Here is a 24,801-nt window from a genome sequence, read left to right as displayed (position 1 = left end):
GCGGCGGCAGCCGCGAGACCGGGACGGGTCACACCGGACGCGCGGCCGGTCCGGTTCTCACCGGTGTATGCCCAATCCGCGGAGTCCGGGGGCGAGTTCGGGCCGAAGTACCAGATCGTCGTCGTAGGCCCCACCGTTCTCGTGACGGAAGGGCAGTGGCGCCGTGGTATCCAAGGTGCGCAGGCGCTCCCGCAGTTCGGCCGCGGCGCGCGCGTAGCCCGCGGCCGTGAGCCGGTCCGCGCCGTACACCACGTACGGCGGGAGGGCGGCCATGCCGGTGTACCAGAACGTGCCGTGCAGCAGGGGGAACAGCACCTGCTCCAGCTGGCCGTGGATGCCGCGCGGGCCGAATCCGGACTCCCGGGCGCCGACCGAGGTGACGACCAGCGCGCGCTTCCCGGTCAGGCCGCCGTCCCCGTACCGCAGGGTCCGGCCGTCGGGGCCCTTGACGCCGAAACCGAAGCCCTGGACGAGTACGCGGTCGAACCAGCCCTTGAGGATCGCGGGCGGCCCGAACCACCACAGCGGGAACTGGAAGACGACCGCGTCCGCCCAGGCGATCTTCTCCTGCTCCAGACCGATGTCCTCGCTCAACGCCCGGTCCCTGTAGGCCCGTTCTTGCTCGGGACCCACGAACAGCCGCTCGCGCGAGGCGCTCTCGAAGTCGTCCGCGTCGACCACGGCCTTCCAGCCCATGCCGTACAGGTCCGATACGCGGTGCTCGTGCCCGAGCGACTCCAGCGTGCCGAGCCCCTCGGTCAGCAGGGACCCGCCGAGCGAGCGCCGTTCCGGATGTGCGAATACCCAGAGAATCTTCATGCCCCGATCGTGTGCCGACCGGATCCCGCGCTGCGAGTGGCCAGATGGTCATGGCCCGCAAGGATCTGGCCAGTCGGGAACTCGGAGCCCGTCGCGTCCGACTCCTGAAGTGGTGCGGGCCGCCCGGTCCGTGTCCTTGAGCGATCCGGGAGCGGTGATGGCCGATCAGCAACGCCGAAGATTCGTGCCGCCGCCCGCCCTCTGCGGCTTCCTCGTGCTGCTGGTGCTGATCTTCACCGCTTCCTACGCCGTAGGGCGGGCGGCCGGACCGGTCGCGCCCGGCCTGCACGGCGGCTCGACGGAGTCCGGCGACGAGGGCGGCGGCCGGGGCGACGGCGGCGGCACGGGCGGCACGCACGGCGGAGGCCACTGATGAGCACAGGAGCGGTGGACGCCGTCATGACCACGGACGTGGCCGTCGGCGGCATGACCTGCGCGGCCTGCGTGAACCGGGTCGAGAAGCGGCTCGGCAGGCTGGACGGCGTCAGCGCCACGGTCAACCTCGCGACCGGCCTCGCCCGGGTGAGCCACCCGCCGCACGTCACGCCGGACGACCTGATCGCCGCCGTCGAGCGGGCCGGATACACGGCGGAACTGCCCGCGCCGCCCGAGCCGGAGCCGACGCCGACAGCGGGGCCGGAACGGCGGGCGGAGCCGGGGGAGCCGGGCGGCCGGGAAGCCGTGCGCGAGGAGCGGCAGCGCATGCTGGTCACCACGCTGCTCGCGGCGCCGGTCCTCGTCCTCTCCATGGTGCCCGCCTGGCAGTTCCGCAACTGGCAGTGGCTGTGCTTCGCGCTCGCCGCGCCGGTCGCCGTCTGGAGCGCCCGGCCGTTCCACGTCCGCGCGCTGCGCGGGCTCCGGCACGCCGCGGCGACCATGGACACCCTGGTCTCGCTGGGCGTGGCGGCATCCTTCGGCTGGTCGGCGTACGCCCTCTTCCTCGGTGGCGCGGGGCTGCCGGGCATGACAATGCCGTTCAGCCTGCTGCCCTCCGCCGACGACGGCACCGCGCACGTCTACCTCGAAGCCGCCGTCGGGGTGCCGCTCTTCGTGCTCGCCGGGAGGTTCCTCGAGGCGCGGGCCCGGCACGGCACCGGGGCGGCGCTGCGCTCCCTCGCCGGGCTCGCGGTCAAGGACGTCGTCGTACGGGAGGACGGCGCCGAACGCCGCGTGCCCATCGCGGAGTTGGGCGTGGGGCAGGTCTTCGTGGTGCGGCCGGGAGAGCGGGTCGCCACCGACGGCGCCGTGGTGGAGGGCAGCTCCGCCGTGGACCTCTCGCTGGTCACCGGGGAGAGCGAGCCCATCGAGGTCGGGCCGGGCTCCGAGGTGACCGGCGGGGCCGTCAACGCGGGCGGGCTGCTGCTCGTCCGCGCGAAGGCGGTCGGCGCCGACACCCGGCTCGCCCGCATCGCCCGCATGGTGACCGACGCCCAGGCGGGCAAGGCGCGTGCGCAACGGCTCGCCGACGAGGTGGCAGGCGTGTTCGTACCGGTCGTGCTCGCCCTCGCCGCGACGGTGCTCGGCTTCTGGCTCGGCGCCGGCGCCGAGCCACAGGCGGCCGTCACCGCCTGCGTGGCCGTACTCGTCGTCGCCTGCCCGTGCGCGCTGGGCCTCGCCACCCCCACCGCCCTGATGGCCGCGACGGGCCGCGGCGCCCAGCTCGGCGTCCTGGTCCGCGGACCGGAGGCCCTGGAATCCCTGCGCCACGTCGACACCATCATTCTGGACAAGACCGGCACCCTCACCTCCGGCCACATGAGCGTCACCGCCGTCACCGCCGCGCCGGACGGCATCGGCAAGGAGGCGGCGCTGCGGCTCGCCGGGGCCGTGGAGCGGGGCTCGGAACACCCGCTGGGCCGCGCGATCACCACGTACGCGAGCAGGTCCCTGCCCGAGGCGCCGCTGCCGACGGTACGGGGGTTCCGCGCGGTGCCGGGGCAGGGCGTCCGGGGTGAGGTCGACGGCCACACGGTCGAAGTCCGCTCGCCCGACGGCGCGTTGACCGGCCCGCTGGCCCACGCGCTGCGGCAGGCGGAGGACGCCGCGCGCACCGCGGTCCTGGTCCGCGTGGACGGCGTGGACGAGGCGGTCCTCGCGGTCGGCGACCCGGTGCGGCCCGGCAGCTATCGCGCCGTGGACCGCCTCAGGCGCCTGGGCGTACGCCCCGTACTCGCCACCGGCGACCGCGAGGCCACGGCCCGCGCCGTCGCGGCGGAACTCGGCATCGACGAGGTGCACGCCCGCTGCTCCCCCGAGGACAAGGCGGCGCTGGTGGGGGAGTTGAGGGCGCGGGGGCACCGGGTCGCGGTCATCGGTGACGGGGTGAACGACGCCGCGGCACTGGCCGGCGCCGATCTCGGGATCGCCATGGGTGGCGGCACCGACGTGGCCATCGAGGCCGCCGACGTGACGCTCGTGCGCGGCGACATCGAGGCCGTCGCGGACGCGGTCCGCCTCGCCCGGCGCACCCTCGCGACGATCCGCCAGAACCTCCTGTGGGCCTTCGGCTACAACGCCGTCACGGTGCCGCTCGCCGCGGTGGGCCTGCTGAACCCCATGGTCGCCGCTGCGGCGATGTCGGCGAGCTCCCTCCTGGTGGTCGGCAACAGCCTGCGGCTGCGCACCTGGCGTCCGGCGCGCGGCCCGGCCGCCACCGGAGCACGAAGCGGCGGACGCGGACAGGAAGGAACACGATGAGCGATGAACACTCCTGGCGGCCCTCCCGCCGGAGGCTGCGCGCCGGACTCTCCGCAGCGCTCGCGCCGGTGGCGGCGTGCGCGGTGGCCCTGGGCGCACTCGCCACCTGGACCGCGTCCGGCGCCGCGGGCACCCCGGCCCGCGTCGAGGTGCCCCGCGGGACCGTCTTCCTGCCGTCCGGGAACAGCACGGAGACGGCCGCGTTCTTCTCGATCACCAACTCCGGGGGCTCCGACGACCGGTTGACGTCGGTGTCGTCCCCGGTCCTCGACGACGTGATGCTCAGCCGCGTCGTGCCCGCGGGCCGCGGAACCGCCACCATGCGAATGGTGAAAACGGTCGCCGTCCCGGCCCGCGAGGGCCTCACCATGTCGCCGAGCGGCCTGGACATCATGGTCCGCACGCGCACGCCCCTGAAGGCGGGGGAGAGGGTCCCGTTCGTCCTGACCTTCCGGTACGGGGGACGGATCGAGGCCGAGGCGGTGGTGGTCGGACCGGGGAGCTGAGACGGGCTCTGGCAGGCCCTCAGTCCGCGTCCGGCTTCTCCGGCGAGAAGAGCCAGGTGTCGAACAGCTCCGAGAGGTCCTTGCCCGACTTCTTCTCGCACAGCGCGATGAACTGCTCGGTGTCGGCGTTCTTGTGCCGGTGTTCACGCGTCCACGTGCGCAGGACGGAGAAGAAGGTGCGGTCGCCCACCGCCTTGCGCAGCTGGTGCAGCGTCATGGCGCCCCTGCCGTACACCGACGGCTCGGAGACCTGCTCGGCGCTCGGCGGGTCCGCCGGCGGGAAGTCCCAGAGGTCCTTGCTCTCCTCGTGCGTTCCGTCGTAGAAGGAGTCGAAGGTCTCCTGGGCGGTGCGGTGCCCGTGCTCCTCGTCCCACAGCCACTCGGCATAGGTGGCGAAGCCCTCGTTCAGCCACATGTCCTGCCAGGCGCGAGGTGTGACGGAGTTGCCGAACCACTGGTGGGCGATCTCGTGCACGACCAGGCGGGTGTCCGGCGCCTCCTGGAAATACGGCTTGGTCTGCGTCTCCAGGGCGTAGTCGATGTCGGGGAGGTGGTCGACGACGGCGCCCACCGAGGAGAAGGGGTAGGGGCCGAAGCGGTCACCGGCCCAGTCGACGACCTCGGGCACCAGCTCGTGGACGTCGACGGGCCCGTCCGCCTCGTCGGGGTCGACGGCCGTGTAGAGGGGCAGGCCGTCGTCGGTCGTGCCGGTGGAGACGTCGAAGACACCGGTGACGACCGTCGCGACGTAGCTCGCCATGGGCTCGGGATTGCGCCAACGGAACGTGGTGCGCTTGCCGTGCCTGCGGGTCTCGCGCAGCGTGCCGTTGCTGACGGCGGTGTACTCGGACGGCACGGTGACGTCGATGTCGTACGTCGCCTTGTCGGAAGGGTGGTGGTTGCCGGGGAACCAGGTCATGGAGCCGGTGGGCTCACCGAGCGCCGCCACGCCGTCGTCCGTCTCGATCCAGCCGTCGGCGCCGGCCTCGAACATGCGGGGCGTCCCGCCGTACCGGACCGTCGTCCTGAAGGTCTTCCCCTTGCCGATGGGCCTGTCGGGGGTGAGCGTCAGCTTGTTCTTCTCCCTGCTGACGCGCGCCCCGGAGCCGTCGACGTCGGCGTGGCGCACGCGCAGGCCCGCGAGGTCCAGGCTGAAGCGGGACAGGTCCTGGGTCGCCCGTGCGGTGATCACCGCGGTCCCCGACAGGGCGTTGTCGTCCGGGACGTAGTCGAGGGTCAGCGCGTAGTGCGCGACGTCGTAGCCGCCGTTGCCGAGCTCGGGGAACAGGTGGTCCTCGACGCCGGTGGCGCCGGGTCTCGCCGCGCCGTGCTTCCCGGGGCCGGACGAGGAGGACGTGCAGGCGGCCGTCGCGGTGAGGAGCAGGGCGAGCAGCAGGGCCGAACGGCGGTGTCGGGGAAGGATGGCGGGCTCCTGGCGGTGGCGGCGACGGGCAAGGGCGGGCGCGGTCACAGGCGGCGGTGGGTGAGGCGGTGCCCGGTCGTGTCGAGCAGGACGACGTCCCTCGCGGTGCCGTCGTCGTCACCGTCCCACCAGGTGCGGAAGAGCGCCGCGAGCTCCTTGGCCCGCTGCTCCGCGCGCGGCGCGCAGTCGGTCCTCAGCTCGACGTCGTAGTCGTACGTGCCCTCGGCGTCGGCGAGTTCGACCGTGGACAGCGCCCGCGCGTGCCGTGCGGTGCGGGACTCGTCGTTGTCGCGGGCCCAGGAGCGGAACTGCTCCAGAAGACGGTGCTGGGGCTGTCGGCCGGAGCTTTCGGGTGCCGTCGGTTCGTCCGGGCCGCCGGCGTCGCCGCACGCCGACAGCAGGGTGAGGCAGGCGACCGCCGCGGGCAGGCACAGAGCGGGGCGGCGCGGGGTGCGGCTGCGCCTCGCGTACCGGTGCTTCATGGTGCTTCTCCGTGCGGTCGGCCGCCCGGGGCGGGGAGGGTCCGGGACAGCGGGATGTTCCCTGCCGGGGAAGAGGGGCGGACGCGCCCCGGGGTTGCCGCCCCTCTTCCTGGAATTGGACCCTAGGCGGGCGCCACCAGCTGGTTCTCCGAACCGATGCCTGCGGCGTTGCCGTCGGCGTACAGGGTCAGTTCACCGTCCGACCAGCGCACGATGGTGTCGTCGGACCAGGAGTTGTCGGTGAAGTCGCCGCCGCTGACGAGCAGGGCGTGCGTCCACAGGTCGTTCGGCGCCTGCCACTTGTGCTCGCCCCAGGACGAACCGGTGCCGGTGAAGTCCTGGTACTGGGTCAGCTCACCGTCGGACCAGCGCACGACCAGGTCCCACTCGTCGTCGCCCGAGTAGTCACCCGCGGTGATCTGCGTGGCGTGCTTCCACGTACCGGCCTGCGAGCTGCCCGGCGCGACGACCTCGATCTCCTTGCCGATCTTCTTGTTGTCACCGGTGTTCTGGTAGAGCGTGACCTCGCCGTCGGACCAGCGCACGACCAGGTCGTCCTGCCACTGGTTGCCGCCGAAGCGGCCCGCGGTCATCGCCTCGGCGTGCTGCCAGGTGGAGTTCGGGGCGACCAGCTGGACCTCGCCGTGGAAGCCCTTCTCGTCGACCGAGGGGTAGAGCGTGACCTCACCGTCCGACCAGCGGACCACGAGGTCGGAGCCGTTGTCACCGGTGAAGTCGCCCGCGACGACCTGCTTGGCGTGGTTGCGCCACAGGTCGTTGGCGCCCTGGACCGGGAACTCCTTGTCGAAGTGGTTCTTGGCCTTGTCCGCGCCGCGGTAGATGCTCAGCTCGCCGTCCGACCACATGACGAACATGTCCATCCGGTCGTCGGACACCGGGCCGTCGAGGGCGAAGTAGCCGTTGGCGATGGACTTGGCGTGCTTCCACGTGCTCGCGCCGGGCAGGACCGGGTCGGCCATCGGCGGCGGGTTGATGCTCGTCGGCTGCTTGCCCGCCTTCGCGGCGTCGTAGATCCGCTTGACCTCGCCGTCGAAGTACGACGAGTACGAGGTGTCGGAGCTGTGGCCGCCGGTCATCCAGCCGCCGGTGACGCCGATGAGCTTCGGCGACTCGCCGCCCGCGGTGATGAAGGGGCCGCCGGAGGTGCCGCCGACGTAGCCGTCGCAGTTGATCTCGGTGAAGGTGCCGCCGCGCCAGAGCCGGCCGCCGCTGTCCTTGGTGTTGCCGGTGGTGTACTTCTTCGTCGGCGTCATGCAGCTGAGCGGGTCCTGCTTCGGCTTGTACTTGGCGCCGCCGTACAGGTACGGATAGCCGATGGCGTGCGCCGTGTGGTTGAAGCCGGTGTTGAAGCCCATCGGGATGGACCCGACGACGTTCTCCAGCAGCTTGCCGTCACTGCGCGGCTCGGTGGCGAGGAACGCGACGTCGACGTCGGTGTAGTCCTCCTCGCTCTTCTTGGACCCGGTGTAGCCGGGGTCCTTGAAGATGTGCCCCTTCTTGATGGGGTACATGCCGTGCGGCATCGGGGCGCTCGCGCTGTGCTGCGGCACGAAGACGAGGTTCGACTTCTGGTCGTTGCTGTCGAAGCAGTGCGCCGCCGTCGCGATCAGGTTCTTGCCCGGGGACGGGACGACGGTGCCGCCGCAGAAGCGGTAGTCGTAGCGGTCCGGGTAGTCGTTGCCGAACTTCTGGGCCCAGTAGAAGGTGCCGACCTCCTTGATGCCCTTGAAGGTGTGCGAGGGCGAGCGGAGCATGTTGCGGCGCGGCGCCGCCTTCTCGCCGTCCCCCTCGGAGCCCTTCGCGGCGCCCCCGGCCGCCTTGTCCTTCTCGGCCTTCTCGGCAGCCGCGGCCTCGCGGACCTGCTGCTCCTCCACCGGCTTGGCCTCGGCCATCCGCTCCGGCGTCCAGAACTTCTCGAGATCGCGGGCCAGGTCCTGGTCAGAGGCCTGGGACGGCGACTTCGAAGGCGACTTCGAAGGCGACTTGGACGGGGTCTTCGCGGTCGGCTTCGACGGGGTCGCCGTCGCGTCCGGGCCCGGCTTCGAGGTCTTCGACGGCGAGGCCGACGGCGTCGGACCCGCCGACGGGCCCGAGGTCGGCGTCGGGCCCGGAGCGGACCAGGCCGGTGCCGCGGCGGCCAGGAGTGCGGCCGCGGCGGCTATCGCAGGCAGGCTGCGTCTGATTCTCACAGTGGTGTTCCCCCACAAAAAACGGACCCCGGTCGTCCGGGGCCCGATTGGTACAGATCAATCGAGAAGGTACGTTACGCACACATCGCACGACGTGTCGATTGGGGCATAACTGACCATTTGCCTCGCAAGTGGCGTATTGCGCCTGTTGGTTGAACGGAGAATGCAGTGACGAAGACGGGGCGTTCCATGCGAATCAGGACGAGCGCGGGGGTGCTCGCGGCCTGCGCGCTGCTCCTGGCGGCGGGGTGCTCCGGGGGCGACGGCGGCAGCGATTCCGTACGCGAGCCGTCGAAGCCGTCCTCCCCGACAGGACCCGTACGCAAGGGGGAAGGGGTCTCGCAGAAGGACGACCCCAATCTGCTGCACGGGTTCCGTACGTGGCTGAGGACGAACGACTCCAAGCGCGACGACTCCCTCGCGGACCACGCCCTGAACGTCAGCCTGGGCTACCGGTCCGGCGACCGCCACGGCGTCGTCGACGTGCTCACCGACTACGGGCCCTGGGGTGAGGCGGAAGACCAAGTCGGCCCGCTCGCCGAGGCGTTCACGCGCTGGTGGGACGAGGACCCGGCGGCGGGAAGCGCGCGCTTCCTCGGGCAGGGCGGGAAGACGGCGAAGAAGGCCACGCTGTACGAGGGCGGCAAACCGTCGAACCTCCTCGACGACTTCCGCGCCTGGACCACGGCGAACGCCCCGGACGGCAAGCGACTCGCCCCGCACGTCACCGCTCTCACCATCGGATACGGGAGGAAGGGCGCCGGAGCCGTCACCGTCTCGACCGACTACCTCACCCATAAGGACGACGACGCCCAGAACAACGTCGACGCCCTCGGCAAGGCGTTCGCCGACTGGTGGGACGGCGACGAGGGCGCGGCATCCGTCACCGTGACCAGCGAGGACCAGGGCAGCCACGCCGAGCGGAAGCTGCACTGACCACGTAGGCCCGGCCTTGACCCTGACACCGTGACAACCCCTTGACTGAGGCCGAGGAGGTGGTCCCGATGACCATGACACCGCAGGACGCCGAGGTGCGGCGAGGTCTCGAAGGGCTGGAGGACGGCCGCTCGTCGGTACGGCTGCGCGCGGCGCTGACGATCGGCACGGCACCCGACCCGCGCTTCATCGGCAAGCTCGTCGAACGATGCGGGATCGAGACCGACTTCTCCGTACGCGAGACGCTGACGTGGGCCCTCACCCGCCACCCGCCGTCGGCGACGGTCCCGCGGCTCCTCACAGAGGTCCGCTCGGAGTGCGCGCGGGCGCGCGGCCAGGCGCTGCACACGCTGTCCAAGATCGGCGACCGGCGCGCGTGGCCTGCGATCACCCCGGCGCTGCTGTCCGACGCCGACGACGAGGTGGCGCGCAGCGCCTGGCGGGCGGCGGTCGCGCTTGTGCCCGAGGGCGAAGAGCCCGAGCTGGCCGCGGCGCTGTCGACCCAGCTCGGGCGCGGCGGGCGCGAGACACGGCTGAGCCTGAGCCGCGCGCTGATCGCGCTCGGTGAGGCGATGGCGCCGATGCTGCGCGCCGCGAAGGCGGACGTCGACCCGCGTGTACGCACGCACGCCATCGCCACGGAGCGGCTGCTGCGCGACCCCGACGCCGGATTCGAGTCCGCGATCGACGAGGCGAAACGCGTCGTGCTCCTCGGCGGGCCGGGCCAGGAAGGATGACAGACCGTGTTGATCGGTGAGGTGGCGCGACGGTCAGGGGTCAGCGCCCGCATGCTCCGGCACTACGACTCGCTCGGCCTGGTACGGCCGACGGGCCGCACCGGCGGCGGCTACCGCGAGTACTCCGAGGACGACATCCGGCGGATCTTCCACATCGAGAGCCTGCGGTCCCTCGGCCTCTCGCTGCGCGACGTCGGGCGCGCGCTCGACGACCCCGGCTTCGCGCCCTCGGAGCTCGTGGACGACCTGATCCGCCGGACCCGGGAGCGCATCGCGGCCGAGACGGAGCTGCTCACCCGGCTGCGGCGGATCGACGCGGCGGAACCCGCGGGCTGGCAGGACGTCCTGCGGACCGTCGCACTCCTCCAGGCGCTGGGGTCACCGAGCGCGGGCAGACGCCAACGTGCGGCCCTGTCCTCGGTCGACGCGGTCCCGGTCCCCGTGGACGCACTGGTCGATGCGGTCCTGAACGAGACGGACCCGAACGTCGCCGGAGCCCTCCGGTGGGCCCTCGCCCGCTCGGACGGCGGCGGATGGGAGTCGCTGGCGCAGGGGCTCGGCTCCTCGTCGGCCGAGGTGCGCCGACGCGCCGTCCAGTCCCTCGCCGAGATCCCGGACGACGAGGCGACCGCACTGCTGCGGGACGCGCTCACGCACGCCGACGCGGTGGTCCGCCGGTACGCGGCCCTCGCGCTCGGCGCCCGTGGGGTCGCCGACGCCGTCCCGACCCTCATCGACATGGTCGTCCACAAGACGCACGACGTCGACGCGGCCGACGCGCTGAGCGCGCTGGCGGGCAGTGCCGCGCTTGAGGCCCGGATCGCCGCCGGGCTCGTCGACCGCCTCGCCGACACCGCCCTGGACCCGTCCGAGCGCCGCCGCCTTACGGAGGCGCTCGCGGACATCCCCGGAACCACGGCGGCCCGCGCACTCGTGGAGTTGTCAAACGACGAAGACCGGGCCGTCGCCCACACCGCGGCGTACGTCCTCGGGATCCGCGACGCGAGGTGAGGGGCTCCAGGGGCCGTGTACCGCCGCTGGGCAGGAGAGCTTGGCCTGAGCTTCGGGGATGCGTAGCGTGAAGATCTCTGCCGGCGCGACTCCGTCACCGCTGAACGAGGTCAGACAACTGCTGTCCGCGGACGCTCGACGAGCCTCCGACCTGCGATGGGACTGTGCTTCATGAGAATCCTCATCAGCGCCGACATGGAGGGCGCGACGGGGGTGACCTGGCCGGCCGACGTGCTGCCGGGGACCCCGCAGTGGGAGCGGTGCCGGGCGATGTTCACCTCGGACGTCAACGCCGCCGTTCTCGGCTTCTTCGACGGCGGCGCCGATGGCGTGCTCATCAACGAAGCACACTGGACCATGCGCAATCTGCTCCTGGAGGAGCTGGACGAGCGGGCCGAGATGCTCACGGGACGGCACAAGTCGCTCTCCATGGTGGAGGGCGTGCAGCACGGCGACGTGGACGGCATCGCGTTCGTCGGCTACCACGCGGGCGCCGGCATGGAGGGCGTCCTCGCCCACACCTACCTCGCCAACCAGATCACCGGCGTCTGGGTCAACGGCGTGCGGGCCAGCGAGGGGCTGCTCAACTCCCACGTGGTCGCCGAGTACGGCGTCCCCGTCGTCCTCGTCACCGGCGACGACCTCGCCTGCGACGACGCCCTCGGATACGCGCCGGGCGCCCTGAAGGTCGCCGTCAAGGACCACGTCTCGCGGTACGCGGCGGTCTGCCGCACCCCGGCCCGTACCGCCGCCGACATCCGGGCCGCGGCCAAGGAGGCGGCCTCGCTGGCCGTGCGTCACGAACCGGTGGCGGGCGGGCCGTTCACCGTGGAGGTCGAGTTCGACGCCGAGCACCTGTCCATGGCGTCGACCGTCGTACCGGGCGTGCGCCGTACGGGGGAGCGCAAGGTCGCCTACGACAGCGAGACCATGTACGAGGGAATCCGTACCTTCAAGGCGGTTACGACGATCGCCTCTGCCGCCGTGGAGGAACAGTATGGCTAGCCAGCAGCAGACACTGGATCAGGATCAGGATCAGGAGCCCGGGAGCCGGGTGGACGCGCGGGCGCTCGACGAGGTCGTGACGTTCACCTCCGAGCTCATCCGCATCGACACCACGAACCGCGGCGGCGGCGACTGCCGGGAGCGGCCCGCCGCCGAGTACGCGGCCGAACGCCTCGCCGACGCGGGCCTTGAACCGACGCTCCTGGAGCGCACCCCGGGCCGCACCAACGTCGTCGCCCGCATCGAGGGCACGGACCCGGGCGCCGACGCGCTGCTCGTCCACGGCCACCTGGACGTCGTGCCCGCCGAGGCCGCCGACTGGAGCGTCGACCCGTTCTCCGGGGAGGTCCGCGACGGCGTCGTATGGGGGCGCGGCGCGATCGACATGAAGAACATGGACGCGATGATCCTCTCAGTCGTACGCAACTGGGCGCGCGCGGGAGTACGGCCGAGGCGCGACCTCGTGATCGCCTTCACCGCCGACGAGGAGGCCAGCGCCGCCGACGGCTCCGGATTCCTCGCCGACCGGCACGCCGCGCTCTTCGAGGGCTGTACGGAAGGCATCAGCGAGTCGGGCGCCTTCACCTTCCACGACGGGCGGGGCAACCAGATCTACCCCATCGCGGCGGGCGAGCGCGGCACCGGCTGGCTCAAGCTCACCGCCCGCGGCAAGGCGGGTCACGGCTCCAAGGTCAACCCGGCCAACGCGGTGAGCAGACTGGCCGGCGCCATCGCCCGCATCGGCGAGCACCACTGGCCGGTGCGGCTGACCCCGACCGTGCGTGCCTCGCTCGTCGAACTGGCCACGCTCTACGGCCTGGAGACCGACACCGAGGCGCCCGGCTTCGACGTGGACGCCCTCCTGGAGAAGCTCGGCCCGACCGCCGACCTCGTCGCGCCGACGGTCCGCAACAGCGCCAACCCGACGATGCTGCGGTCGGGTTACAAGGTGAATGTGATTCCTGGTGAAGCGGTGGCGTATGTCGACGGCCGGTTTCTTCCCGGGGGAGAGGACGAGTTCTGCCGCACGCTTGACCTGCTCACCGGCTTGGACGTCGACTGGGAGTTCCACCACCGCGAGGTGGCGCTGCAGGCACCGGTCGACTCGCCGACGTATGCCCGGATGCGGGCGGCCGTCGAGGAGTTCGCGCCGGAGGGCCATGTCGTGCCGTACTGCATGTCGGGCGGCACGGACGCCAAGCAGTTCTCGCGGCTCGGCATCACGGGGTACGGCTTCTCGCCGCTGAGGACACCGGAGGGCTTCGACTACCAGGCGTTGTTCCACGGAGTGGACGAACGCGTCCCCGTCGACGCGCTGCACTTCGGCGTCCGCGTCCTCGACCGCTTTCTGCGTACGGCCTAGCAAAAATGGGGGAAGAGAAGGACATGATGCAGACCCGGGCGTACGGATCATGGCCGTCGCCGATCGACGCCGAGCTCGCCGCCACCCACGACGGGGCTCCGGGGTACGTGGGCTTCGTGGGCGCCGAGACCTGGTGGACCGAGCCGCGGCCGACCGAGGGGGGCCGGCGTGCGCTGGTGCGGCGGCTGCCCGACGGCGAGGAGCGCACGGTACTGCCCGCGCCGTGGAACGTGCGCAGCCGCGTCGTCGAGTACGGCGGCCGCCCGTGGGCCGGCGCCGAGCGGCCGCAGGGGCCGCTTGTGGTCTTCGTCGACTTCGCCGACCAGCGCCTGTACGCGTACGAGCCGGACGCTCCCGGCGCGGTGCCGAGACCCCTGACCCCGGTCTCGGACGTGGGCGGCGGGCTGCGCTGGGCGGAGCCGGTCGTCCACGTCGACCGGGGCGAAGTCTGGTGCGTCCTGGAGGAGTTCACCGGCCGGGCGCCCACCGATGTGCGGCGCGTCATCGCCGCGGTGCCGCTGGACGGCTCGGCGGCCGGGGACCGGGCGGCCGTACGCGAACTGTCCGACGCACGGCACCGCTTCGTCACGGGCCCACGCCTCTCGCCCGACGGCACCCGCGCCGCCTGGATCGCCTGGGACCACCCCCGCATGCCGTGGGACGGCACGGAGCTGATGCTCGCCGAGGTGCGTGAGGACGGCACCTTCGGTGCGGCACGGACCTTCGCGGGCGGCCCCGACGAGTCGGTCGTGCAGGTCGAGTGGGCCAGGGACGGACGGCTGCTCTTCTCAAGCGACCGCACCGGCTGGTGGAACCTCTACCGCGCCGACCCGGACGACGCCGCCGGGGCCCAGCCGCTCTGCCCCCGCCAGGAGGAGTTCGCCGGGCCCCTCTGGCAGACCGGCCTGAACTGGTTCGCGCCGCTGGACAGCGGACTGATAGCCGTCGTGCACGGCAGGGGCGACACCGCGCTCGGCATCCTCGACCCCGAGACGGGCGAGGTCGTCGACGCGGCGGGCCCCTGGACGGAGTGGTCCGCGTCCGTCGCCGCGCACGGCTCCCGCGTGGTCGGCGTCGCCGCGAGCCCGCGCAGCGCGTACGAGGTCGTGGAACTGGACACCTGTACCGGCCACGCCCGGGTCGTCGGCGCCGCCCACGACGACCCGGTGGACCCCGCGTACTACCCCGAACCGCAGATCCGCACCTTCTTCGGCCCGGCGGGACGCGAGATCCACGCGCACATCTACCCGCCCCACCACCCCGGCCACGTCGCGCCCGACGACGAGCTGCCGCCCTACGTGGTGTGGGCGCACGGCGGCCCCACCGGCCGCGCCCCACTCGTCCTCGACCTGGCCATCGCCTACTTCACCTCGCGCGGCATCGGCGTCGCCGAGGTCAACTACGGCGGCTCCACGGGGTACGGGCGCGCCTACCGCAACCGGCTGCGCGAACAGTGGGGCATCGGTGACGTCGAGGACTGCGCGGCCGTCGCGCTCGCCCTCGCCGACGAGGGCACCGCCGACCGCGACCGGCTCGCCATCCGCGGCGGCAGTGCGGGCGGCTGGACCACGGCCGTCTCACTGACCAGCACCGACGTCTACGCCTGCGGCACGATCACCTACCCCGTCCTGGACCTCGCCGCCTTCGCCTCGGGGGAGACCCACGACTTCGAATCGCGGTATCTGGAGTCCCTCGTCGGCCGGCTCGACGAGGTCCCCGCACGGTACGCGGAGCGGTCACCGGCGCTGCACGCCGAACTGATCACCGCGCCGTTCCTGCTGCTCCAGGGCCTGGACGACGTGGTGTGCCCGCCCGCCCAGGCCGAGCGGTTCCTCGCCAGGATGGAGGAGAGCGGCACCCCGCACGCCTACATCGCCTTCGAGGGCGAAGGGCACGGGTTCCGCCGCGCCGACACCATGGTCCGCGCCCTGGAGGCCGAACTCTCCCTCTACGCACAGGTGTTCAGGATCGACCTGGCCGCACCGGTGCCGCTCCTGGAGATCGCCAAGTGAAACCTCTCATACGGCCCGCACGCCTCACGCCCGGCGCGCGGGTGGCCGTCGTCGCGCCGAGCGGCCCCATCCCCGGCGACCGGCTCGAAGCGGGCCTGGACATCCTGCGCGGCTGGGACCTGGACCCCGTCGTCATGCCCCATGTGCTCGATCGCCACCCGGAGTTCGGATATCTCGCGGGTGCGGACGCCGGCCGCGCCCGCGACCTGGAAAGGGCCTGGTGCGACCCGTCCGTGGCCGCCGTGTTCTGCGCCAGGGGCGGGTACGGTGCCCAGCGCATGGTGGACCTCGTCGACTGGGCCGCGGTGCGGGCGGCGACGCGGAGCGCCGGGCCCAAGGTGTTCCTCGGCTACAGCGACGTCACCGCGCTGCACGAGGCCTTCGCGACACGCGTCGGAACCGCCACCCTGCACGGCCCGATGACCACCGCCGCCGACTTCCTCGGGAGCGCGCGGGCCAGGGACCATCTGCGGACGACGCTCTTCAAGCCCGAGGAGGCCCAGGTGATCCGGGCGGCATCGCCGCACGCGGCGACCCTGACCGGTGGCCGCGCCAGGGGCGTCACGCTCGGCGGCTGCGTGTCGCTGCTCGCCGCCGACCTCGGCACTCCGCCGGCCCGGGCCTCCGCCCGCGGTGGCCTGCTGCTGCTGGAGGACACCGGCGAGGAGGCGTACCGCCTCGACCGGATCCTCACCCAACTCCTGCGTGCGGGCTGGCTGGACGGTGTGAGAGGTGTCGCGCTGGGTTCCTGGGAGGAGTGCGGGCCGCGGGACGAGCTGCGGGCGCTCTTCACCGACCGGCTCGGCGGGCTCGGAGTGCCGTTGATCGACGACTTCGGGTTCGGGCACTGCGCGGGGGCGCTGACGGTGCCGTTCGGGGTGGCGGCGGAACTCGACGCGGACGACGGGACGTTGACGCTGGACGAGCCCGCCCTGGCCTGACGCCGGACCCGCCGGAACCGATCGGCTGACCCTCCACGGAATCTCCGGCAGAAACCGCTGTCACGGGCGTTGACCTCCATATGACACGTGTCACACCATGACGTGGCCGGTACTTACCGGTCAGTAAGCCGATGGCCGCCGACCGTCCTCAGCGTGGAGGTCCCCTTGCCCCGTCGCCGTGCCCTGACCCTCGCCACCGCGGCGGCGCTCGCCGCGCCGCTCGCGCTCAGCGGGCCCGCCCCGGCGAGCGCGACCGGCCAGTACACCGTCACCGCCCTGAAGTTCACGCTCCGGGCGGGCGACAGGAGCTGCACCATCGACGCCGACCTGTACCGGCCCACCGGGGTGGACGCCGCGCACCCGGCGCCCGCCGTGCTCTCGACCAACGGCTTCGGCGGCAGCAAGTCCGACGGCGGGACCGCCGCGGCAGGCAAGGCCTTCGCCGAGCGCGGCTACGTCTCACTCGTCTACTCCGGACTCGGCTTCGGCAAGTCCGGGTGTCTGATTTCCCTCGACGACCCCGAGATCGACGGCAGGGCGGCGGCCGGGCTCGTCGACTTCCTCGGCGGCACCCGGGCCGCCGACGACGGCACCAAGGCGGACTACGTGACCGCCGACGCCGAGGGCGACCCGCGCGTCGGCATGATCGGCGGCTCCTACGGCGGGGCCATCCAACTGGCGACGGCCGCCGTGGACCACCGCGTCGACGCCCTCGTCCCGATGATCACCTGGAACGACCTCTCGTACTCCCTCGACCCGAACAACGCGTCCGACCGCGATGTCCCCGGCGCCGCCAAGTGGCAGTGGATGAACGGCTTCTACCTGATCGGCGAGGGGCAGCCGCTGCTCGTCCCGAACCTGGACCCCTCCCGCGTCAACAAGCTCGGCTGCCTGCACTTCGTCACCAAGGCCTGCGAGACGATCCGCACCCTGAACTCCGGCCGCTACCCGGCGGACAGGACGCAAGCCCTCCAGAAGTTCGCACGCGGCGTCTCCCCGGTGTCGTACCTGAACAAGGTCAGGACCCCGACACTCCTCGTACAGGGGCAGGTCGACAGCCTCTTCAACCTCAACGAGGCGGAAGCGACGTACCGGACGCTCAAGGCGCAGGGCACCATGGCGAAGATGATCTGGCAGGCCGCCGGGCACAGCGGCGGCACGAGCGACCCGGCGTCCGGCGAACTCGACATGGGCGCGGGCAACCTGGAGACCTCCTACGTCGGCAAGCGCGTACTCGCCTGGTTCGACCGCTACCTCCACCGGAAGAAGGACGTCGACACCGGCCCCGCGTTCGCCTACTACCGCGACTGGATCACCGACCCGCAGCACACCTACGGGACCGCCCCCAAGGTGCCCGCCCTGAACCGCACGCTGTACCTCTCCGGCGACGGCAAACTCGTCGACAACCGGAAGAAGGTGGCCCGCGGCAGCCGCGAGTACCGCAACTGGCTCGTCCCCACGAGCCACTCCGAGTCCTCGCTCGCCGGAATGCTCGGCCTGCCCGACCCGGCGCCGCACGACACCAGGGGCACCTACCTGGACTGGACGACCGAGCCCTTCACCGACGCGGTGGACGTGGTCGGAGTGCCCCGGGCGACCCTGAAGGTGATCTCGCCGAAGACCGAGCGCGTGCAGCACTCCGGTGACGCGGCCGACAAGCTCGTCCTCTTCGCCAAGCTGTACGACGTCGCCCCCGACGGCGGCAAGACCCTCGTCCACCGCCTCGTCGCGCCCGTACGGGTGCCGGACGTCACGAAGCCGTTCACGGTGTCGCTGCCCGGCATCGTGCACCGCTACGAGAAGGGCCACCGGTTGCAGTTCGTGGTGGCCGCGAGCGACGGGGCGTACGGCGGCAACAGGGGCGTCAAGCCCGTCACGGTGACGAGTGCCCCGCAGGACACGGGCGTCCTCGATCTGCCGGTCGTCCGCCCCTGAGGTCGTCCCGCGGGTCGCTGCGGCCCCTCCCGTCACCCGTACGGCCCACGGCCCGGCCCCGGAGGCACCCCCACCGCGCGCTCCGCTTCCCGGCTGCCCATGCTGGGGAGCGGGGGAGGCCGGCGTACCTCCGACGGAAGGGTCCACAGCATGAGCCCCAACACCTCCGCGGGCGGCTCCCGGGGCGAAGGACCGGGCGGCGGGCTGATGACACCCGGCAGGGTGGCCGTCGCCGCGGTCGTCGTCCTCACCCTCGTCTTCATCTTCGAGAACACCCGCAGCACCAAGATCAGGCTGCTCATCCCCGAAGTCACGGTGCCCCTGTGGATGGCGCTGCTCGGCACGGGCCTGATCGGAGCGCTGTGCGGGGCGTACTTCATGCGCAGACGCAGATGACGGAGGCTCCCGCCCCCGGAGACGGCGTCGGCCGGGCCCCGCGGGCCGGGAACCGGCGGCTGCGGATAGCGTGAGCGGATGCCCGACCGTTTCGCAGTCAACCGTCTTCCCGAAGGCCCCCGAGTGGGCATACGCCCCATCACCCTCGCGGACCGTGCGGAATTCACCGCACGGGCGCGGGAGAGCCAGGAACTGCACCACCCCTGGCTCTTCCCGCCCCGCACGGACGACGCCTACCGCGAGTACGTCGGGCCGCTCGTCGAGGACCCGGCCAGGGAAGGGTTCCTGGTGTACGAGCGCGGCAGCGGTGACATCGGTGGCTTCATCAACATCAACAACATCGTCCGGGGCGCCTTCCGCAGCGGCGCGCTCGGCTACGGCGCCTTCGCGCACGCGGCCGGGCGCGGCCTGATGAGCGAGGGGCTCGGGCTCGTCCTGACGTACGCCTTCGGCGAACTGGGCCTGCACCGCCTCGAGGCCAACATCCAACCGGGCAACACCCCCTCGATCGCGCTGGTACGCCGCGCCGGGTTCCGGCTCGAAGGGTTCTCGCCCGACTTCCTCTTCATCGACGGGGCCTGGCGCGACCACGAACGCTGGGCGGTCACCGCGGACATGGCGGGCTCCCCGGCATGAACGTCATTTGCGCCAAACGGAGTTCGCCGCGACCGAGGGGCCGAGCGGCCCGCGATGCCTCCTCCGGCGCGTCCCACCTGCCTCGGACAACCACCCGGAAGGTGTGCCCCGTGCCCATCTTCCGCCTCCTCCTGCCCGTTGGCCCCCCGGCAGGTTGAAAGGTCCGGTGCAGGTCGCGGAGGATGGGCGGCATGCGGAATATCGTGGTCGTCGACGCCCCCTCCAACCTGGGCCTGCGCCCGCCCGCCCCCGGCACCGTGCCCGGCTGCTACAAACTGGCCGGCGCGTTGCGGGAGCGGGGAATCCTGCGCCGTCTCGGCGCCTTCGAAGGAGGCGTCGTGGTGCCGCCGCGCTACGACCGCGGCCAGTGGCAGGAGGGCGACGGCGTCTTCAACGCGGCCGCCATCGCCGACTACACCCGCAAGCTCGCCGACCGCATCGAACGCCACGTGCGCGGTGAGGACTTCGTCGTCGTGCTCGGCGGCGACTGCTCGATCCAGCTGGGCGCCGCCCTCGCGCTGCGCCGCATCGGACGGTACGGCATCGCGTCCCTGGACGGCTCCGCCGACTTCCGCCACCCCGGCAACTCCGACCGGATCGGCGCCGCGGGCGGCGAGGAACTCGCCCTCGCCACCGGCCGCGGCCAGGACGACCTCACCGACATCGAGGGACTGCGGCCCTACCTGCGCGACGAGGACGTGTGCATCTTCGGCCTGCGGGACGGGGACGAGGACCGGGCGGAGTTCACCGACCTGAAGATCAGCAACGCCACCGTCGGCGAGCTCAGGAAGTGGGGCGCCGAGAACGTCGCCCGCGCCGTCGCCCAGACCCTGGAAGTGCCCGAACTCGACGGATTCTGGGTCCACCTGGACGCGGACGTCCTCGACCCCTCGGTGATGCCCGCCGTCGACAGCCCCGACCCCGGCGGGCTCTTCGCCGACGAACTCCTAGAGCTGCTCCGGCCGTTCGTCACCTCACACCGCTGCGTCGGCCTCAACGTCACCATCTACGACCCCGACCTCGACCCGGACGGCAAGGCGGGCGACATGCTCACCGACGTGATCGTGGAGGCCCTCAACCCGGCCTGACCGCCCGCGGGACGCCCCTGCCCCGGCGGCCTTTGCGCAATCCTGGCCAGGGAGGCCTCTGGCCGACACCCCGCCGAACGTGTTCCATGGTGATCGTGAAGACCACCGTGCGACGCGACGTCCTGACCCTGCCCGCAGCCGAGCCGGGGCCCGAGAACCCGCTGCCGCCCCTGCTGCCGCTGCGGCACGCGCACACCCTCGACGAGCGCGACAAGGAAGGGCTGCCGCGCGACATGGCACGGCAGCTCGGGTACGAGCCGCTGGGATCGCCGCTGCCCACCCGGGTCCTCGACGGGTACGGGCGCGAACGCGTCGAGACGTCGCTCGACGTGATCGTCGTCGAGAACGACCGGCTGCGCGCCACCGTCCTGCCCGGGTACGGCGGTCGCGTCCACTCCCTCCTGCACAAGCCGACCGGGCGTGAACTCCTGTACAGCAACCCCGTGTTGCAGCCCGCCGCCTTCGCGCTCAACGGCGCCTGGGTCTCCGGCGGCATCGAATGGAACATCGGCGCCACCGGCCACACCACCCTGTCCTGCGCCCCCGTCCACGCGGCCCGCGTACGGGCGCCCGACGGCGGCGAGATGCTGCGCCTGTGGGAGTGGGAGCGGCTGCGCGACGTGCCCTTCCAGGTCGACCTGTGGCTGCCGGAGAACTCCGACTTCCTCCACGTCGGCGTCCGCGTCCGCAACCCGCACGAGAAGCCGGTGCCCGTCTACTGGTGGTCGAACATCGCGGTGCCCGAGGAGCGCAGGGTGCTCGCCCCCGCCGACGAGGCCTGGCGCTTCGCGTACCCGGGCGGGCTGCGGAAGGTGCCGGTGCCGAAGTCCGACGGCGCCGACCGCACGTATCCGCTGCGCAGCGAGTACCCCGCCGACTACTTCTACGACGTGCCGGACGGCGCCCGGCGCTGGATCGCCGCGCTCGACGACACCGGGCACGGCCTCGTCCAGATCTCCACGGACCTGCCGCGCGGCCGCAAGCTCTTCGTCTGGGGCACCGGCACGGGCGGGCGGCGCTGGCAGCAGTGGCTCACCGAGCCGGGTACCGGCGGCTACGCGGAGATCCAGTCGGGCCTCGCGCGCACCCAGCTGGAGCACGTACGCCTGGACGCCGGGGCCGAGTTCAGCTGGCTGGAGTCGTACGGGCCGCTCTCCGCGCCCGCGGACCGCGTGCACGGCGACTGGGCCGGGGCGCGCGACGAGGTGGCGGCGCGGCTCGCCGATGCGCTGCCGCGCGCGTCCGTCGACGCCGCGTACGAGGCGTGGCGGGGCGGCGGCGCCGACACCGAACCCGGCGAGACGCTCGCCGTCGGCTCCGGCTGGGGCGCGCTCGAAGTCCTGCGCGCCGAGTACGAGCTGCCCGGCACGCCCTTCGCCGAGTCGACGCTCGGCCCCGAGCAGGCGCCGTGGGTCGAGCTGCTGCGCACCGGCGCGGTTCCCGAGCCGCGCAGGGTCGCGCCGCCCGGGCCGACGCCGGTCGCCCGGCACTGGCGGGACATGCTGGAGACCGCGCCCGCGCGACCGCTCGCCGAGTACCACCTCGGCATCGCGCAGTGGCACGCGGGCGACCGGGCGCAAGCCGTCCGCAGCTGGGAGCGCGGCCTCGAACTGGCGCCTTCCCGCTGGCCGTTGTTGCGCTGCCTCGCCGTCGCCGACCACGCGGAGGGCAACACGGAGCGGGCCGCCGACCGGTACGCGGAGGCCTTCGACGACCTCTGCCAGGAGCGGCGCGACGACGGCGCGGTCTGGACGGCGGCCACGGCCGCGCTCGGCCGTGAGGCGATCACCGCACTGCTCGCGGCGGACCGCGTCCAAGCGGCCCGAGCGGTCTGGACCCGCCTCGGCGACGCCACCCGCGCCGAGGGCCGCTTCCGCCTCCTGGAGGCCCAACTCCTATACGCCGAGGGCGACATGGCGGCGGTACGTGCCGTCTTCGACTCCGGTTTCGAGGCGGCGGACCTGCGCGAGGGTGCCGAGACGCTGGGTGAGCTGTGGACGGCGGCCACGGGTGAGGAGGTGCCGGAGCGGTACGACTTCCGGATGCGTCCGGCGAAGTGACGCGGGGGGTTCAAAGACAGGCTCTCAGCTCTCGGCGACGCGGCGGTCCACGTACTCGAAGACGGCGCCGTCCGGGTGCAGCGCGATGAGGTTGCGTCCCGCGGGCGTCGGCACCGGGCCCGCGATGACCCGCGCGCCGGACGCGTTCAGGACGGTGTACGCCTCGTCGACGTCCTTGACCGCGATGGTCGCCGAGACCTTGCGGAGCACCTCCAGCTCTTGCTCGGGGCCGCTCATCAGCAGGAAGCAGCCGATCGCCGCGACGGAGACGCCGCCGCGCTCGAAGCGCATGGCTGTGGCGCCCGTCAGCCGTTCGTAGAACGTGACCGACGACTCCAGATCCTCGACACAGATCCGCAGCGTGGTTCCCAGGATCTCCATGATTGGAACGCCCTCACCTCTCCGACCTGCCAACGGCCCCACCACGATTTCATGATTGCCCGCTCGCCCGCCACCGCCTCCACCGAGAACGTGTGGCGGTCTCCGGCCCGCCAACTCTCTTGCCCCTCAAGCGCGTCGGAGGGCGGCACCGTCCGGTGCCGCCCTCCGGGGCTCGCGCTCGCGCCCGTCCGTCAGGACTGGGGGCGGCTGCCGTGGTTCGCGCCGTTCTTGCGGCGGGCCTTCTTCTTGCGGCGTCGCTTCGAGGACATGGATACCTCCGTGTTTCCGATGGTGCTTCCCGAGTGCGAACCCGGGCGATCACGCGCCGCCTACCCAGCGGGGCACCCCGCCATGGCGTGGCCTGCGTCACGTACGGCGGACCCCCGGTCGTTACGTGCCGACGGGTCCGGGTACCCGGGCGCAATGACTGGCCCCGAGAACCCACTGACCGGCCTCGACAAAGGCCTGACCGACGAACTGGTCCGCACGATCCGCGCCGAACTGCGGGAGGAGTTCCGCGAGCGGACCGCGAAGCACCGGCGCAAGGCCACGCTCTACGCCGCGTCCGGCGCCGCCGCGCTCTACGCGGGCGCCGCGATCGCCCTGGCCGCGGGCCTCGCCATCGACCTCGGCCTGCCGGCCTGGGCGGCGTCCCTCATCGTGGGCGCGGTGCTTCTCGTGGCGGCGGTGCTGTTGCGGGGCGCGGCGCGGCAGGGGCGGGGGCGGGGCGCTCCGGCTCCCGCCGACGGCGCGCTCCCGGGCGCGGGCGGCGACGGGGACGTTGGCCCGGGCGGGCTCGGGACACCGGGTGACCTCCCGGCGCCCGGCGCCCTCGGAACTCCGCACAGCCCTCCACTCCCGAGCGGCCCTCCGACTCCCGGCGGTCGCACGACTGCGGGCGCCCCCGAGGCTCCGGGTGTGGCGGCGTCCCCGGGCGGTGCGGTGGCCCACGGCGGGCGTGCGGGGCGGGGCGGGGCTGCGGGTGCTGACAGCAGCGCGCCAGAAGCCGGTGCGGGTGCTGACAGCTCTGCGGCGCCGGGCGGTCCCGCTTCCGGCGGCGCTACGGCTGCGCGCGGGCCTGCGGCTTCGGGCGGCCGTGTGGCTTCTGGCGGATCTGTGATTGCCGGCGGCGCCACGGCGGCGAGCGGTTCCGTGGATCGCGGCGAAAGCGCGGCTGCGGCCGGTCCCGCCGCTGGTGGTCCCGCGGCCCCCGGTGGCTCCACGCAGTCTGTCGGACCTGCCGCTCCCAGCGGAGCCACCGCGCCAGTCGGGTCCCCGGACCACGGCGAACCCGCGGCCACGGACGAGCCCTCTTCCGGCGGCCCCGCCGCCCCCGCACCCCCGGCCCCCGGCGAGCCCCTCACGCCCGGCGGGCCGCGCGTACCGCCGCTCCCGCCGAAGCCGCCGACCGTCCCCGCCACCGCGCCCACGTCCGCCCCGGACCCCGCGGCCGACCGTGCCGACGACTCCGAGGATCCCGCCCGCCGCGAGTAGTGGGCCCGGGGTCTCCCGGGCCCCGCGTGTCAGCGGCCGAGCGAGCGGGCGGGGTGCCGGATCACAGCCACCCGGTCGCCCTCAGCACGTCCGCCGCGATGTCCCCCAGGTCGCGGTCGTCCGTGGGGATGCGGTGGGTGTCCGGGGGCACGTGTTCGTCCAGGTGGCGGGACATGAGTGCGCTGCGGTGCAGCTGCTGGTCGAGTTCCGAGCCCAACTCGCGGGCCCTGAGGCGGCGTTCCGCCGTGGTGTCCGTCGCGGTCAGGAGGACGCGGATGAGGCGCGGCCCGTCCAGCGACTTCGTGAACAGGTGCTCCTCGCTGGGGAGGACGCCCGCCGTGTTCGTGTAGACGAGCCGGCGGCAGCCCAGCTCCCGGTAGTTGGCCCAGATGGCGGCGAGGTTCCGCTCCGTGATCCCCGAGCGCTGCGGGTCGCCCGGGGGAGCCGGGTGGACCGCGTCGAGGAGGTCGCCCTCGATCAGGGCATGGCCGATGTCCGCCGCCCGCAGCCGCGCCGCCACCTCCCAGCCGACCGACGACTTGCCGACGCCGGACCGGCCCCCGATGAGCAACGCCTCCGTGCGCCCGCCCGTGTCACACGGCGGCGGAGTCGGCGATCGTGTGTGTCTCTCCATCGCGCGAGCCTGTCAGGGCGGCCCGTCCCGGCGCG

At 72.8% G+C, this 24,801-nt stretch carries 23 protein-coding genes; 16 read left to right on the top strand and 7 right to left on the bottom strand.

The features are described from left to right. Positions 1–57 precede the first annotated feature (57 nt). Positions 58–819 carry an NAD(P)H-dependent oxidoreductase gene (locus ACFVYR_RS03095; protein WP_384247932.1) on the bottom strand — a complete coding sequence of 254 codons (762 nt, stop codon included), beginning with the start codon at positions 817–819 and terminating at the stop codon, positions 58–60. A gap of 157 nt (positions 820–976) precedes the next feature. Between ACFVYR_RS03095 and ACFVYR_RS03090 the strand changes: the two genes are divergently transcribed. From ACFVYR_RS03090 to ACFVYR_RS03080, 3 genes are read left to right on the top strand one after another with little or no spacing between them, the layout of a single operon-like run. Beyond that, positions 977–1,192 carry a hypothetical protein gene (locus ACFVYR_RS03090; protein ID WP_384247931.1) on the top strand — a complete coding sequence of 72 codons (216 nt, stop codon included), beginning with the start codon at positions 977–979 and terminating at the stop codon, positions 1,190–1,192. Beyond that, entirely contained in the window at positions 1,192–3,516 is a 2,325-nt protein-coding gene (locus tag ACFVYR_RS03085) for a heavy metal translocating P-type ATPase (protein ID WP_384247929.1), read from the top strand. The genes ACFVYR_RS03090 and ACFVYR_RS03085 overlap by 1 nt, the downstream gene beginning before the upstream one ends. Then, positions 3,513–4,022, top strand: coding sequence for a copper chaperone PCu(A)C (locus ACFVYR_RS03080; RefSeq protein WP_384247928.1), 510 nt, complete (start codon positions 3,513–3,515; stop codon positions 4,020–4,022). Before ACFVYR_RS03085 ends, ACFVYR_RS03080 begins: the two co-directional genes overlap by 4 nt. Positions 4,023–4,041: 19 nt before the next feature. Here the strand turns inward: ACFVYR_RS03080 and ACFVYR_RS03075 are convergent, their stop codons facing one another. The 3 genes from ACFVYR_RS03075 to ACFVYR_RS03065 form a co-directional block, all read right to left on the bottom strand. Beyond that, positions 4,042–5,493, bottom strand: a complete 1,452-nt coding sequence (locus ACFVYR_RS03075; protein ID WP_384247926.1) for a M1 family metallopeptidase — start codon at positions 5,491–5,493, stop codon at positions 4,042–4,044. Continuing rightward, positions 5,490–5,927, bottom strand: a complete 438-nt coding sequence (locus tag ACFVYR_RS03070) for a hypothetical protein (protein WP_384247924.1) — start codon at positions 5,925–5,927, stop codon at positions 5,490–5,492. The genes ACFVYR_RS03075 and ACFVYR_RS03070 overlap by 4 nt, the downstream gene beginning before the upstream one ends. A 122-nt stretch (positions 5,928–6,049) precedes the next feature. Next, positions 6,050–8,137, bottom strand: a complete 2,088-nt coding sequence (locus tag ACFVYR_RS03065; protein WP_384247922.1) for a trypsin-like serine protease — start codon at positions 8,135–8,137, stop codon at positions 6,050–6,052. Between the two features lie 189 nt (positions 8,138–8,326). Between ACFVYR_RS03065 and ACFVYR_RS03060 the strand changes: the two genes are divergently transcribed. The 12 genes from ACFVYR_RS03060 (at position 8,327) to ACFVYR_RS03005 (ending at position 22,257) form a co-directional block, all read left to right on the top strand. Continuing rightward, positions 8,327–9,073, top strand: coding sequence for a hypothetical protein (locus ACFVYR_RS03060; RefSeq protein ID WP_384247920.1), 747 nt, complete (start codon positions 8,327–8,329; stop codon positions 9,071–9,073). A 68-nt stretch (positions 9,074–9,141) separates the two neighbouring features. Next, positions 9,142–9,810 carry a HEAT repeat domain-containing protein gene (locus ACFVYR_RS03055; RefSeq protein ID WP_384247918.1) on the top strand — a complete coding sequence of 223 codons (669 nt, stop codon included), beginning with the start codon at positions 9,142–9,144 and terminating at the stop codon, positions 9,808–9,810. Positions 9,811–9,816: 6 nt separating this feature from the next. Further along, positions 9,817–10,821, top strand: coding sequence for a HEAT repeat domain-containing protein (locus ACFVYR_RS03050; RefSeq protein WP_384247917.1), 1,005 nt, complete (start codon positions 9,817–9,819; stop codon positions 10,819–10,821). A gap of 171 nt (positions 10,822–10,992) precedes the next feature. Further along, positions 10,993–11,826, top strand: coding sequence for a M55 family metallopeptidase (locus ACFVYR_RS03045; RefSeq protein ID WP_384247916.1), 834 nt, complete (start codon positions 10,993–10,995; stop codon positions 11,824–11,826). Further along, positions 11,819–13,189 carry a M20/M25/M40 family metallo-hydrolase gene (locus ACFVYR_RS03040; RefSeq protein WP_384247914.1) on the top strand — a complete coding sequence of 457 codons (1,371 nt, stop codon included), beginning with the start codon at positions 11,819–11,821 and terminating at the stop codon, positions 13,187–13,189. The genes ACFVYR_RS03045 and ACFVYR_RS03040 overlap by 8 nt, the downstream gene beginning before the upstream one ends. 26 nt (positions 13,190–13,215) lie before the next feature. After that, positions 13,216–15,201, top strand: a complete 1,986-nt coding sequence (locus ACFVYR_RS03035; RefSeq protein WP_384248028.1) for an LpqB family beta-propeller domain-containing protein — start codon at positions 13,216–13,218, stop codon at positions 15,199–15,201. Next, the gene (locus tag ACFVYR_RS03030) at positions 15,198–16,142 is read left to right on the top strand and encodes an LD-carboxypeptidase (protein ID WP_384247912.1); all 945 of its coding nucleotides are present in this window, start codon (positions 15,198–15,200) and stop codon (positions 16,140–16,142) included. The genes ACFVYR_RS03035 and ACFVYR_RS03030 overlap by 4 nt, the downstream gene beginning before the upstream one ends. A 165-nt stretch (positions 16,143–16,307) precedes the next feature. Beyond that, entirely contained in the window at positions 16,308–18,077 is a 1,770-nt protein-coding gene (locus ACFVYR_RS03025; protein ID WP_384247910.1) for a CocE/NonD family hydrolase, read from the top strand. Between the two features lie 150 nt (positions 18,078–18,227). Then, positions 18,228–18,473, top strand: coding sequence for a hypothetical protein (locus ACFVYR_RS03020; protein ID WP_384247908.1), 246 nt, complete (start codon positions 18,228–18,230; stop codon positions 18,471–18,473). A gap of 78 nt (positions 18,474–18,551) precedes the next feature. Next, the gene (locus ACFVYR_RS03015; RefSeq protein WP_384247906.1) at positions 18,552–19,109 is read left to right on the top strand and encodes a GNAT family N-acetyltransferase; all 558 of its coding nucleotides are present in this window, start codon (positions 18,552–18,554) and stop codon (positions 19,107–19,109) included. Between the two features lie 191 nt (positions 19,110–19,300). Beyond that, entirely contained in the window at positions 19,301–20,197 is an 897-nt protein-coding gene (locus ACFVYR_RS03010; RefSeq protein ID WP_384247904.1) for an arginase family protein, read from the top strand. Between the two features lie 86 nt (positions 20,198–20,283). Beyond that, positions 20,284–22,257, top strand: coding sequence for a DUF5107 domain-containing protein (locus ACFVYR_RS03005; RefSeq protein ID WP_384247903.1), 1,974 nt, complete (start codon positions 20,284–20,286; stop codon positions 22,255–22,257). Between the two features lie 24 nt (positions 22,258–22,281). Here ACFVYR_RS03005 and ACFVYR_RS03000 read toward each other — a convergent pair whose 3' ends face one another. Both ACFVYR_RS03000 and ACFVYR_RS02995 read right to left on the bottom strand, forming a co-directional pair. Continuing rightward, positions 22,282–22,638: a VOC family protein gene (locus tag ACFVYR_RS03000; RefSeq protein WP_384247901.1), complete on the bottom strand. Its 357-nt coding sequence runs from the start codon at positions 22,636–22,638 to the stop codon at positions 22,282–22,284. A gap of 191 nt (positions 22,639–22,829) precedes the next feature. Next, positions 22,830–22,907, bottom strand: coding sequence for a 50S ribosomal protein bL37 (locus tag ACFVYR_RS02995; RefSeq protein WP_370443954.1), 78 nt, complete (start codon positions 22,905–22,907; stop codon positions 22,830–22,832). A 154-nt stretch (positions 22,908–23,061) separates the two neighbouring features. Here ACFVYR_RS02995 and ACFVYR_RS02990 point away from each other — a divergent pair, with 154 nt between their 5' ends. Then, positions 23,062–24,132, top strand: a complete 1,071-nt coding sequence (locus tag ACFVYR_RS02990) for a phage holin family protein (protein WP_384247899.1) — start codon at positions 23,062–23,064, stop codon at positions 24,130–24,132. Positions 24,133–24,193: 61 nt separating this feature from the next. Here the strand turns inward: ACFVYR_RS02990 and ACFVYR_RS02985 are convergent, their stop codons facing one another. Continuing rightward, on the bottom strand, positions 24,194–24,766 hold the full coding sequence (locus ACFVYR_RS02985; protein ID WP_384247898.1) for a hypothetical protein: 573 nt from the start codon (positions 24,764–24,766) through the stop codon (positions 24,194–24,196). Positions 24,767–24,801: the final 35 nt, after the last annotated feature.

Source organism: Streptomyces sp. NPDC058284, assembly GCF_042881135.1.
Taxonomy (GTDB): Bacteria; Actinomycetota; Actinomycetes; order Streptomycetales; family Streptomycetaceae; genus Streptomyces.
Note: the sequence above shows the minus strand (reverse complement) of the source record. Positions and strands in the feature narration are given on the sequence as shown.

Excerpts from the sequence above, each read along its gene's own strand:
- ACFVYR_RS03015 (WP_384247906.1), top strand. The coding sequence starts at position 18,552 with ATGCCCGACCGTTTCGCAGTCAACCGTCTTCCCGAAGGCCCCCGAGTG.
- ACFVYR_RS03070 (WP_384247924.1), bottom strand. The coding sequence starts at position 5,927 with ATGAAGCACCGGTACGCGAGGCGCAGCCGCACCCCGCGCCGCCCCGCT.
- ACFVYR_RS03020 (WP_384247908.1), top strand. The coding sequence starts at position 18,228 with ATGAGCCCCAACACCTCCGCGGGCGGCTCCCGGGGCGAAGGACCGGGC.
- ACFVYR_RS03035 (WP_384248028.1), top strand. The coding sequence starts at position 13,216 with ATGCAGACCCGGGCGTACGGATCATGGCCGTCGCCGATCGACGCCGAG.
- ACFVYR_RS02985 (WP_384247898.1), bottom strand. The coding sequence starts at position 24,766 with ATGGAGAGACACACACGATCGCCGACTCCGCCGCCGTGTGACACGGGC.
- ACFVYR_RS02995 (WP_370443954.1), bottom strand. The coding sequence starts at position 22,907 with ATGTCCTCGAAGCGACGCCGCAAGAAGAAGGCCCGCCGCAAGAACGGC.
- ACFVYR_RS03045 (WP_384247916.1), top strand. The coding sequence starts at position 10,993 with ATGAGAATCCTCATCAGCGCCGACATGGAGGGCGCGACGGGGGTGACC.
- ACFVYR_RS03010 (WP_384247904.1), top strand. The coding sequence starts at position 19,301 with ATGCGGAATATCGTGGTCGTCGACGCCCCCTCCAACCTGGGCCTGCGC.
- ACFVYR_RS03090 (WP_384247931.1), top strand. The coding sequence starts at position 977 with ATGGCCGATCAGCAACGCCGAAGATTCGTGCCGCCGCCCGCCCTCTGC.
- ACFVYR_RS03060 (WP_384247920.1), top strand. The coding sequence starts at position 8,327 with ATGCGAATCAGGACGAGCGCGGGGGTGCTCGCGGCCTGCGCGCTGCTC.
- ACFVYR_RS03095 (WP_384247932.1), bottom strand. The coding sequence starts at position 819 with ATGAAGATTCTCTGGGTATTCGCACATCCGGAACGGCGCTCGCTCGGC.
- ACFVYR_RS03000 (WP_384247901.1), bottom strand. The coding sequence starts at position 22,638 with ATGGAGATCCTGGGAACCACGCTGCGGATCTGTGTCGAGGATCTGGAG.
- ACFVYR_RS03085 (WP_384247929.1), top strand. The coding sequence starts at position 1,192 with ATGAGCACAGGAGCGGTGGACGCCGTCATGACCACGGACGTGGCCGTC.
- ACFVYR_RS03080 (WP_384247928.1), top strand. The coding sequence starts at position 3,513 with ATGAGCGATGAACACTCCTGGCGGCCCTCCCGCCGGAGGCTGCGCGCC.
- ACFVYR_RS03055 (WP_384247918.1), top strand. The coding sequence starts at position 9,142 with ATGACCATGACACCGCAGGACGCCGAGGTGCGGCGAGGTCTCGAAGGG.
- ACFVYR_RS03005 (WP_384247903.1), top strand. The coding sequence starts at position 20,284 with ATGGTGATCGTGAAGACCACCGTGCGACGCGACGTCCTGACCCTGCCC.
- ACFVYR_RS02990 (WP_384247899.1), top strand. The coding sequence starts at position 23,062 with ATGACTGGCCCCGAGAACCCACTGACCGGCCTCGACAAAGGCCTGACC.
- ACFVYR_RS03040 (WP_384247914.1), top strand. The coding sequence starts at position 11,819 with ATGGCTAGCCAGCAGCAGACACTGGATCAGGATCAGGATCAGGAGCCC.